Source organism: Paenarthrobacter sp. NPDC090520, assembly GCF_044769205.1.
GTDB lineage: Bacteria > Actinomycetota > Actinomycetes > Actinomycetales > Micrococcaceae > Arthrobacter.
Genome location: NZ_JBIVXM010000005.1, coordinates 283,856 through 294,483 on the forward strand (window position 1 = coordinate 283,856; position 10,628 = coordinate 294,483).

At 64.4% G+C, this 10,628-nt stretch carries 7 protein-coding genes; 3 read left to right on the plus strand and 4 right to left on the minus strand.

Annotated features, from left to right (window positions below; all coding sequences use genetic code 11):
* Window positions 1–24: 24 nt before the first annotated feature.
* On the minus strand, window positions 25–3,618 hold the full coding sequence (locus tag ACIQTZ_RS09110; protein ID WP_402979689.1) for a TM0106 family RecB-like putative nuclease: 3,594 nt from the start codon (window positions 3,616–3,618) through the stop codon (window positions 25–27).
* Window positions 3,619–3,727: 109 nt separating this feature from the next.
* Between ACIQTZ_RS09110 and ACIQTZ_RS09115 the strand changes: the two genes are divergently transcribed.
* Window positions 3,728–4,180: a nucleoside deaminase gene (locus ACIQTZ_RS09115; protein ID WP_402979692.1), complete on the plus strand. Its 453-nt coding sequence runs from the start codon at window positions 3,728–3,730 to the stop codon at window positions 4,178–4,180.
* 89 nt (window positions 4,181–4,269) lie between these two features.
* Here ACIQTZ_RS09115 and ACIQTZ_RS09120 read toward each other — a convergent pair whose 3' ends face one another.
* Window positions 4,270–6,504, minus strand: a complete 2,235-nt coding sequence (locus tag ACIQTZ_RS09120; RefSeq protein ID WP_402979695.1) for a hypothetical protein — start codon at window positions 6,502–6,504, stop codon at window positions 4,270–4,272.
* Between the two features lie 390 nt (window positions 6,505–6,894).
* On the opposite strand from ACIQTZ_RS09120, the gene ACIQTZ_RS09125 reads away from it, so the two are divergent.
* Window positions 6,895–7,329 carry a CBS domain-containing protein gene (locus ACIQTZ_RS09125; RefSeq protein ID WP_402979698.1) on the plus strand — a complete coding sequence of 145 codons (435 nt, stop codon included), beginning with the start codon at window positions 6,895–6,897 and terminating at the stop codon, window positions 7,327–7,329.
* A gap of 43 nt (window positions 7,330–7,372) precedes the next feature.
* Here the strand turns inward: ACIQTZ_RS09125 and ACIQTZ_RS09130 are convergent, their stop codons facing one another.
* Window positions 7,373–7,669: a hypothetical protein gene (locus tag ACIQTZ_RS09130; protein ID WP_402979701.1), complete on the minus strand. Its 297-nt coding sequence runs from the start codon at window positions 7,667–7,669 to the stop codon at window positions 7,373–7,375.
* Window positions 7,670–7,749: 80 nt separating this feature from the next.
* Between ACIQTZ_RS09130 and ACIQTZ_RS09135 the strand changes: the two genes are divergently transcribed.
* Window positions 7,750–10,212 (plus strand): Tex family protein, encoded by a 2,463-nt coding sequence (locus tag ACIQTZ_RS09135; RefSeq protein ID WP_402979704.1) that lies wholly within the window; start codon window positions 7,750–7,752, stop codon window positions 10,210–10,212.
* Between the two features lie 73 nt (window positions 10,213–10,285).
* Here the strand turns inward: ACIQTZ_RS09135 and ACIQTZ_RS09140 are convergent.
* Window positions 10,286–10,628 (minus strand): IS30 family transposase (locus tag ACIQTZ_RS09140; RefSeq protein ID WP_402979707.1); only part of this gene is annotated, 343 nt, incomplete at its 5' end.

Genomic DNA, 10,628 nt, shown 5'->3' on the forward strand with positions numbered 1-10,628 from the left:
CCTCAAAACGCGCACTAGTGCGACTCAGTTGGGTGCTTGGGCGCGCTGGCAGAGGGCTACGAAACCGCCCAGGTTTTCGAGGCCCTCGGGATGCGTCGGGAGGTAGTTGGTCAGTTCGGGCGAACGCACGACGACGGCACGCCACTTTCCGCGGGACACCGCCACATTGATCCGGTTGCGTGAGAGAAGGAACTCCATGCCCCGGGGAACTTCTCCAGCGGCGGAGGCCGCCATGGACACGATGACCACCGGTGCTTCCTGGCCCTGGAACTTGTCCACCGTCCCCACCCGGACCGCGCCGAGCCCGGTTTCCCGCAAGTGGTGCTTGATGAGCTGGACCTGGGCGTTATAGGCCGCGACGACGAGGATGTCCGACTCGGAGAGTTGACGGGGACCGTCGTTTTCCTCGGATGGATCCAGCCAGGACAAGCCCAGATGCGCCTGGACCTGCTGCACCACCACTGCGGCTTCCTCGGGGGAGGATGTGGAATTGCCCGTGTGGTCAAGGTAGACGCACGCAACCCCGGGCTCCACTCCCGCGAGGTGCCGCTTTGACGCGACGGGTGCTGCTTCGAGACGCCCGTCGTAGGACAGATCGGACACAGCCCCGCACAGGGCCGGATGCATTCGCCACGAGTGGGCAAGGAAGTAACCCAGCTCGGAGGGGAGGGTGTTGTACCCGTCCGAAAGCCAGCCCAGCGCTGACTCGTCCACTGGTTCCGGATGCTTTCCCTGCGTGACTTGTGGTAGCTGCTGGGGATCGCCCAGGAGCAGGAGCCGCTTGGTGGCCCGGCTGACAGCCATGGTGTTGGCGAGGGAGAACTGACCGGCTTCGTCAATGACCAGCAGGTCCAGGGACCCGGCCGGGACGGTGCTTCCCACCATGGTCCAGGCCGTTCCGCCAACCAGCGCGCCGCCGGGCGTGGACAGGATTTCCTCGACGTCCCCTTTGGCGCACCCGTTCCACGGCACAGGATCGTTGTGCTTGACTTCCTTGGCCACGCGCAACGGATCCACGCCGGCCTTCTCCACGGCGGCGCACAGCATGTGTTCCACCACGGCGTGGGACTGGGCCACGACGCCTACCTTCCACCCCTCAGCCACCAACCTGGCCAGGACGTGGGCTCCAACGTACGTCTTCCCGCTGCCGGGAGGGCCTTGGACCGCCAAGTAGGAGTTGTCCAGGTCCTTGACGGCCTCGGTGATGGCCTCGATGTAGCCGTTCGGTCCCGGTGGGACTGCAGGCAACTCCGTCAGGGTGGCCAGCCTCGGTGGCTTCCGGCGGACCAGGTCCAGTGCCGGGTCCTTCGGCCAGGACGGCAAGGCCGCCCGAAGCTTGGTGGCCAATGCGGCCAACGCAGCACGCTGGCCGGTGGTGGCAATCGGGCTGTCCGGCGTCAGGGCCATGGGCAGTTGGCTGAACTCCGTGGAGTCCTTGCGGAGGCTCTCGGCGATGGTGACGGCTTCGAGGTCTCCGTCCTCACCGACTTCGACGACCTCCGTAGAGCTCCAGCCGGCCCGGCCGAGCACAGATGACTCCTTGGCCACCAAAGCGTCGGGCAAGGGCGGACCATACATGCGAAAGTACTTCTTACCCGGTTCCAGCCCGGCGCCGTCGCCCGACCTGCCCAGCAGTTTCACGATCCGGACCGGATTCTTCCGCGGCCCCGGCTTGGCCCAATCCTGCAGCAACTCGGCGTGGTCCGCGACGAAGATGTCGCGGCCGTCGTCCCACTGGGAAGTGGGCTTCTCGAGCCGGTCGAAGTGCCCCCACCAGTGCTGCTTGTCTTCCCGGCGGTGGTAGCCGACGCCCGCCGCGACGATGCCGATCGCCCGCGAATCCGTCGAGGTACGCTCGGTCTCCGGCAAGGTGTCAAGGTAGTCGAAGAGTGCCTGCTCTTCCGGCGGAGCCTCGTACCCTTCGGGTTCGGCCTGCGCCGCGCCCTCCACCAGCCCGCTCTCTACCAGCCCGTCCTCCACTGGTCCGCCCGGGGAGATGGAACGCTCCTCGGCTCGCCCCAGCAGCCAGTTCCGCAGTTCCAGCGTGGACAGGCAGTCGTACCCGTTGTAATCGCGGATACTTTCAAGGATCGTGGCGGCCTGTTCAGCCTCCCCAGTGTCCCGGGCCGTGCAGTAGTCGGCGTAGGCAACCACGGAGGCACCGGCGTCGGTCACGTCACCTGAGCGCAAGTGCTGGCCCATGTAGAGGGGCTCCAGCTTCTTGATGCTGTAGGAATTCTCGGAAACGCGGATGCTGTGGCGGACGGTGTCGTAAAGGTCCACCAGCACTCCTTGACGGAGCAAATCGTCGACGGCGGTTTCACCCACCACTTGCGTCAACGACAGGTTGCGGAGGGCCGTTTTCTCGTAGGCGGCGTAGTGGTAGATGTGCATTCCCGGATACTGGGCACGCCGTTTGGCCACGTAGTCCAGGAAGTCGACAAAGGCCTGCCGTTCCTGCTCCCGCGAGTGTGCCCAGAAGGGACGGAACACCGGCTCCCCACCAGGTTCTGCAGGGTTCTCGATGACGCCAAAAAGGTACTCGATGCCCCACCTTCCTGTGGCAGGGTCCTGCCACAATGGATCGCCTTCGAAGTCGAAGAAGATATCCCCGGGATCAGGCGCGGGCAGCCTGCCGAGCGTGTTGTCCGGGAGGACGGTGTAGGAGACGGTCTTGGCCACGCCGGCCTTGTCCTTGTAGTTGACCGTTCCGTCCGGAGTTCCAGTGCCCGTTTGAAGCCGTGCCTGCTCGCGCAGCCGCAGGAGGGTGTGGTCGCCCTCGGCGGGCAGCGCGGCGAGGTGGTCGATGGTGGTGACCCCGGCCTCGATCAACTTCTTGCGCCGGCTGATGCGCATGCCGGCCACCATCAGGAGGTCGCGATGCAACAGGACCTGCTCGGCGCAGTAGTCGCAACGTCCACAGGCGGAGTAGCGGGGATCGCCCCATTCAACCGGGCCGTTCCCGGCAATGTGCGTTGCGGTCATCCGCAGGAACCGATCACGACGTTCCTTGAAGACGGGGAGGATTTCGGCCAAGGGATGGTCTGAGTGGACCCGGTTGCCCAGGACCAGCGTGACCACCGGATCCGGAGTGATCCCGGCTTTGAGCAGTTGATCCCCGTAGGCCGCCAATTGCAGCAGCGCCGTAACCTTTGCATGCCGTGCCAGCTTGGTGTCGAACACGGCGTACGTGCCGACCGGTTTCTTGACCAGGAAGTCGGACCTGCCGTGGAACACGCCGTCGAAGAAGGCAGCCTGGAACACGACATCAGCCCCGGACCGCAAGGCGTCGATGGATTCCGCATGCTTGGCCGAAAGGCTGGTGCGATCCATTGCCGTGGCGGGAACGACGTCGTACACGCCTCGTCCAGTAGCCGCATCCCAAGGACCGAATTCCGCCACGAACTCGTCCAAAACCTTGTGCTCGTGGACGTCTCCCAATTTCGAGGTGCGTTCCAGCATCGCGTCCTTGGCGAAGGAGGCAACGGGTGTCCGGCCAAGTTTCTCGTCCAGTTTGCGGAGCACCTGGTATTCGCACGTGGCCGCAATGACGAGGTCGCTCGCGGAGAACACCAGGTCTTTCGGTGCGCCAGCACTCTCCGGATCGAGAAAGAACACGGTGACCTACTCCTATCGCCTAACAATCGCCAAGCAAAGCTGAACCCTTGCTGCCAAGCTATCAGCGGGCCCCAACATTTTAGGAGGCCGTGCACTCTAGACTGCCCCCATGACTGAATCAGCCCGCACAACGGACCCCGGTTTCGAAGCCGCGTACCAGGCAGCACAGAAGAGCCTCAGTGAAGGTGGCATTCCTATCGGGGCCGCGCTGACCCGTGGCGGAGAAGTCGTCGCCAGCGGCCACAACGAACGTGTGCAGCACGGCGATCCGATCGCGCATGGTGAGATGTCCGCCCTCCGTGCGGCGGGCCGGCAGAAAACCTACCGGGACACCACGCTCTACACCACGCTGGCCCCTTGTGCGATGTGCACGGGAACCATCATCCAGTTCAAGATCCCGCGCGTAGTGGTGGGCGAAGCCGAGACCTTCCCCGGCGAATTCGATCTCCTTCGCTCCCGCGGCGTGGAGGTAGTGGTCCTCGACGACCCCCGATGCGTGGAGATGATGCGCACCTTCCAGGACGAGCACCCCGAACTGTGGGCCGAAGACATCGCGGAGTAGCCGCAGACAAGGAGCGACGGCGGCACCAAGGGCGGGGTGCCGCCGTCACCGGCTGCTGGGGAGCCACGCGTCAAACAGTCATCCGACGACTATGTGGCGGGCTTCCTCGGAGCCGACCGGCGGGAACGGGCCGCCGGAGTTGCAGGGATCAGTTCCTTGACCTGGGCCACCACGCTGGGGTTGGCGCCCCGCGTGCCCAGGTCCTTGGCGAGGGTGTCAACCTCTGACTTCGCGGCCGCCGAATCGTCGGCCTTCACATGCAGTGCCGTCCGCAGTTCAACCAGATTGCGGTAGGCGAGGTTGCTCGTGGGAGCACCAGATTGCTGGAATGTAGCCAGTCCGGCGTCGGTCAGCGCGAGTGCACGCTGCGGGTCGGCACTATGGTGCTTGACCATTTTGTCGTCCTTGCGCCGGTAGAAGTCGTCTCCCACGGATTGCGCGACGGCGGTCGCGGCCTTGACGCCCAACGGCTCCCCGCTGAACCGCTCGGCAGCTTCGGTCAGAGTGTCCAGGCCTTTGCTCAAATGCGGGGACATGGAACCTTCGAACGCCAGGGTGAGGCCCACTTCGCGGGTGAAGAACTCCGGGGCTAAGCGATCCTCTTCCTTGGTGACCGGGAACCCCACGCGCAGCGGCAAGGTGTTGGAGGCCTGGACGACGCCGTCCGTGCTATACACGGCCCGGACCAGGTATTGGCCGGGTTCATCGAAGGCGAAGCCAACAGTCCCGTACGCCAGCTGGACCAGTTGGCTGTAGCGGTCACTGCCGTCCGTGGTGCCAGCAGGCGCCAGCGCCACCAGCTCCGGCAGACCGTAGAAGCACACCACGGATTCGTGCAACACCACGGTTCCATCGGGTTTCTGGACGTAGACGGTGGTGTTCCCGTACCGCGGATCCAAGCGGCCATCCACCAGGACGGGGGCATCGCTGGTGTTGCGCAACCTGAACTCGATGGCCACCGGCTCCATGTACTCGAAGTAGCTCTTGGCCGACAGTGCCAGTTCCACGTCGCTGCCCGGCCCGGAGACCGTCATGGCACCCGGAGGGGATTCGAGGTGGCCACCGGATGCCCACGGATCGCCACCCATGATGACGGCAGCACGGTCGCCGTGGCGTATGTGGAGCAACTCGTCGTCGTCGAAACGGAAGCGGAAGTTCGCCCAGAAGGTGTCGGCACCGTTGCGCTGATCGTATTTCCAGTCGTAGTTCATCCAGGACAGCGAGTCCGGCCGGGCCTTGTCCCAGGCGTGCAGGAAGTTGAAGGCGTGCCCGGCCTCGTGGACCCAGGTGTAGAGGAAATGCCGCATGGCCCAGGCTTGGTCCTGCGTGGTGGGATTGCTGACGAGGTTGGTGAACCACGTGTGGTTGCGGAAGACCGCAAAACCCTGGCGGTCGGGACCGCGACCGGCACCGCCAAAGCCCGCAGCGGCGTCGAACATGATGCCACCCACGCCCGCGCTGTCGAAGAGACCGGCTTGTACACCCCACAGGTTCCACGCGGGCCAGCCCGAGTTGTACTTGCCGAACGAGGTTTCCATGGCGTCGTGGAGTTCACCGACACTCCACGAAGCGAAGCCTGCAGCACTGTCATCGATGACCGTGTGCGCTGGGTCGATGGTTACCGAAACTCCGGCGTCTTTGTAAGAGGACTCGATGGACAGGGTCCGCTCGGCAAGGTCGGCCGGACGGTTGTTATGAGCGTGGCTGTTGTACACAGGGACCTTGGGGTCGATGTCCACGGACTGGCAATAATCCAGCTCGAGGTTGACGTCCCGGAAGCAGTCGGAGCGGTACTTGCAGGCGTACGGCTCTCCCGCCACGCCGCCGCCGGTGAACGTTGCCACGGCTCCCGTGATGGCCCCGTGCTGCCACGTGACCACGATGTCCACCGTGGTTGTGGGGTGGGTGCCTTTCCAAAAGCGGACCGTTCCGGTGATGTGTGCATCCGAGCGGGTCATGGTCACCACGGGGGCGTCAACGATCCACGACTCCACATAGGTCTTGACGATCTGTGTCAGGCCGCCGACTTTCACCTGGCGGGTGCTGAAGAAATCCCCACTGACCTTGTTAAGGACGGGAGATTCGAGGCCCTGGCGGGGATCGACGTCGAGCCTCAACTCAAGCGCGCTGCCGACGGGACCCGTGACGGCCTGGTTCCCTTCATAGCGGCCGCTCACGGCGGCGGAACGCCAGCACCGCCACCAGTCTTCGGTAGGCCACGACCACGAGGCGGGCGACGGTGCGGGCAGAGGGGGAGAAGGGATGGCGGTGGGGTGATGGGGGACGGGGTCAAGGAGGGTGCTGGGGACGTTGGGGATGTCCATGGGAGGATCTTTCTCGCGCTGCAAGCAAACAACAATGCGTTCGCCGATGCCGTGCCGAGGGCAGCAGGACCTTGTGAGTCGGCCTGCTCCGGGCGGATCGGCGGCATGACGGTTCAGGGCGAGGCGGTGCGAGTTGGGGAGTCCCGAAGGGGTGTTTGGCCAATGCCCAGAAGCCGTGAATAACCCAAAATGAGAATACTCCAACGAATGGATTATATCCAGAGAATTATGGGGGAATTTTCGGGTGTCAGGAAGCGTCGTCGGCTGGTCAGTGCACACCGCCGGGCGTAGTCTGGCTCCATCGGCGCCGGAGCCGAAGGACCCAGCCCCACAAGGACCCCGCCCCTCAGGACCCTGCGTCGATGACCCCAATCGATGAAGGAGGATTCCATGAGTGTCGTACGTGAATTCATGACAACCAACGCCTGGTGCATTCCTGAAGACCAGACTCTTGAGGAAGCTGCCCGCAAGATGAAGGAACTGGACTGCGGTTCGCTTCCTGTTTGCGGAAACGATGGCAAGCTCTCCGGCTTCATCACCGACCGCGACATTGTGGTTAAGTGCCTGGCCGAAGGCAAGGATGCCCGGGAAGTCCGCGCCAGCGAACTCGCCCAGGGCAGGCCCTATTGGATTGATGCGGATGCCAGCATCGATGAATGTATCCGGATGATGGAGGAACACCAGGTCCGCCGGCTTCCCGTCATCAGCGCCCACACATTGGTTGGCATCATCAGCCAAGGAGATATCGCCCGGAACCACGTCCCGGAAGAGCGTCTGGGCGAGATGGTAGAGCACATTTCAGCCAAGGAGCACATGGCCCACTGACCGGCCTCGAGCCGCACGTAATCCAGCCGCCGCGAAGCGCTCCCTAAAGGAACGCCTCGCGGCCCGTCCCTTCACGCAACACCAGCTCGCCGTTCTCGATCGAAACGATCAGGCTCTTCGGCTTACCCGCGAGCTTCCTGGTTGCGCTGAGTTTCCGGCTGCTGACCTCAACCCCCACGGTGGCTCCCTTCGCGGGAAGTTCCACCGTGACCTCGTCGGCCATGCCCAGCAGCATCTTGGTGGACACGTCCCGCTCGGACACGGCTTCCTTGCCGTTGACGGTAACCGTCACGTTATCGGAAGCGAATCCGTCCTGGAGGATGATCAGCAGTTCCTGCATGGTCCAACTACAGCACTAACAGCGCCCCCGGCATAGGGCCGGACCTGAAAACTGTCAGCCATCTGGGGCAAACTGTCAGGGTGACCCAAAATCTCCAACACCAGTCAGCCGACTCTGCCATCCACCAACTCATCGCCAAGGAACTTGGCGTCCAGGCCTGGCAGGTCAAAGCCGCGGTGGAACTGCTCGACGGCGGATCCACCGTTCCTTTCATCGCCCGGTACCGTAAGGAAGCCACCGGGACGCTCGATGACACCCAGTTGCGCGATCTCGAGGAACGTTTGCGGTACCTCCGTGAATTGGAGGAGCGCCGCAAGACCGTCCTTGAGGCGATCGCAGCGCAAGGCAAGCTGACCCCGGAACTGGAGGCCGCCGTCGTTGGTGCCGATACCAAGGCCCGGCTCGAGGACATCTACCTGCCCTTCAAATCCAAGCGCCGCACCAAGGCCCAGATCGCCCGCGAGGCCGGTCTGGAACCGCTGGCCGACGTCCTGCTGGCGAACCCACAGCTCAACCCGGAGACAGAGGCTGCCAGGTACCTCAACGCTGAGCACTCCATCGAGGATGCCGCCGCCGCGCTCGCCGGAGCCCGCGCCATCCTGGTGGAGCGGGTGGCCCAGGATCCGGATCTTGCCGAGGACCTCCGTGAACGCCTGTGGAAGCAAGGCAGCATGGTGTCCCGTGTGAAGAAGGGCATGGAGGCCGAAGGACAGAAGTTCAAGGACTACTTCGAGTTCACCCAGGTTCCGTCGGGAATGCCCTCACACCGCGTGCTCGCGCTGTTGCGCGGTGAGAAGGACGGCGTCCTGGAGTTGGACCTCGCCGAAGCAGACCCCGACGACGACGACGCCCTGGCCGCCGCCCGCGGGCGTTACGAGAACGCTGTGGCCAAGTCACTCGGGGTCGCCAACCAAGGCCGTCCCGCCGACCTCTGGCTTACCCAGACGGCCCAGCTCGCCTGGCGCGGGCGCATCCTGGACCGGCTCACGACGGACCTTCGCGGCCGCATGTTCGCCGACGCTGAGGACGAAGCCGTACGTGTCTTTGCAGCCAACTTGCGTGACGTCCTGCTTGCGGCCCCGGCCGGAAACCGCGCCACCCTTGGCCTGGACCCGGGACTCCGGACCGGCGTGAAGGTGGCTGTGGTGGATGGCACCGGCAAAGTGGTTGCCACCGACACCATCTACCCGCACGCGCCGGCCAAGAAGTGGGACGAAGCCCTTGCCACGCTCGGTCGCCTTGCCAAGCAGCACAGCATTGAGCTCGTGGCCATTGGCAACGGCACGGCGTCGCGGGAAACGGACAAGCTGGCTACGGAACTCATCAAGTCCCTCGAAGCCATAGGTGTGAAGGGAGTCCAGAAGCTGGTGGTCTCGGAGGCCGGAGCTTCCGTGTACTCGGCTTCCGCCTTGGCCGCTTCGGAACTTCCTGGCATGGACGTCTCCCTGCGGGGTGCTGTCTCCATTGCCCGGCGACTGCAGGATCCCCTTGCCGAGTTGGTGAAGATCGAGCCAAAGTCGATCGGTGTTGGGCAGTACCAGCACGATGTCACGGCCGCGAAGCTGGACCGATCGCTGGACGCGGTGGTGGAAGACTGCGTGAACGCCGTGGGCGTTGACGTGAACACGGCCTCACCCGCGCTGCTGAGCCGCGTGGCCGGTGTCGGCCCGTTGCTGAGCGAGAACATTGTGGCCTACCGGAACGAGAATGGCCCGTTTGGCAAGCGCAGTGACTTGAAGAAGGTACCGCGCCTGGGTGCCAAGGCTTTCGAACAGTGCGCGGGCTTCCTGCGGATCACCGGGGGAGCCGAGCCCCTGGATGCCTCCAGCGTGCACCCCGAGGCCTACTCCGTGGCCCGCAAGATCCTCACAGCCGCCGGCGGTGGACCGGCCACGGCACTGGACCCGCAGGCCTTCGTTGACGGCACGTTCGGTTTGCCCACGGTCAAGGACATCATGTCCGAGTTGGAGAAGCCTGGCCGCGATCCCCGTCCGGCCTTCAAAGCGGCCTCGTTCTCCGAGGGCATCGAGAAGATCTCGGACCTCAAGCCCGGCATGATCCTGGAGGGCACGGTCACCAACGTGGCCGCGTTCGGTGCCTTTGTGGACGTTGGAGTGCACCAGGACGGCCTGGTCCACGTGTCCGCGCTGTCCAACAAGTTTGTCTCGGATCCCCGGGAGATTGTGAAGTCGGGGCAAGTGGTCCGGGTCAAGGTCCTCGAAGCCGATCCCGAACGGAAACGTATTTCGCTGACCCTGCGGTTGGACGACGAACCCGGCACTCCCGGCGGACGTGGCGCCGGCGGCCGGAGCGGTGGGCGTGACGGTGGCCAGCGTGGCGATGCCCAGCGCGGAGGTAGCCAGGGTGGCGGTGGCCAGCGCGGTGGCGGTCAGGATCAGCGGCGTGGCCAGGGCCAGCGCGGTGGCGGTCAATCTGGCCAAGGTGCTCCCCGGCAGGGGCAGGGCAACCAACGCCAAGGCAGCCCAGCCCCCGCGGACACGGCCATGGCCGAAGCCCTCCGCCGAGCCGGCCTGGGCAAGTAACGCTCCCACAGCAGCACCCGCTCACCCAACTGGGTCGCAGTTGTGCGCGTTTTGAGGGGGCGGTTTCTAGCGGTTATCGCAACAGGAAGGTTCTGATCATCTCATTTGGGGTGCAGAAGTCGAATCGTTGGCGGGGTCTGTCGTTGAGTTCGTGGGCGACGTAGTCGAGGTCTGTTTGGCTGTAGATGCTGAGGTCTGTGCCTTTGGGGAAGTATTGGCGCAGGAGTCCGTTGGTGTTCTCGTTCGAGCCGCGTTGCCAGGGTGAGTGGGGATCGCAGAAGTAGATGTCGATATCGGCTGCGATCTTCACTTCCTTGTGCCTGCTCATCTCGGTCCCTTGGTCCCAGGTCAGTGAGAGCCTCAGCTCGTCGGGGAGGGCGCTCATTTTGCTGATCAGTCCGTCCCGGACGGACTCG

Coding starts and splice junctions, on each gene's coding strand:
- ACIQTZ_RS09115 (WP_402979692.1), top strand. CDS start 3,728: ATGACTGAATCAGCCCGCACAACGGACCCCGGTTTCGAAGCCGCGTAC.
- ACIQTZ_RS09120 (WP_402979695.1), bottom strand. CDS start 6,504: ATGGACATCCCCAACGTCCCCAGCACCCTCCTTGACCCCGTCCCCCAT.
- ACIQTZ_RS09125 (WP_402979698.1), top strand. CDS start 6,895: ATGAGTGTCGTACGTGAATTCATGACAACCAACGCCTGGTGCATTCCT.
- ACIQTZ_RS09130 (WP_402979701.1), bottom strand. CDS start 7,669: ATGCAGGAACTGCTGATCATCCTCCAGGACGGATTCGCTTCCGATAAC.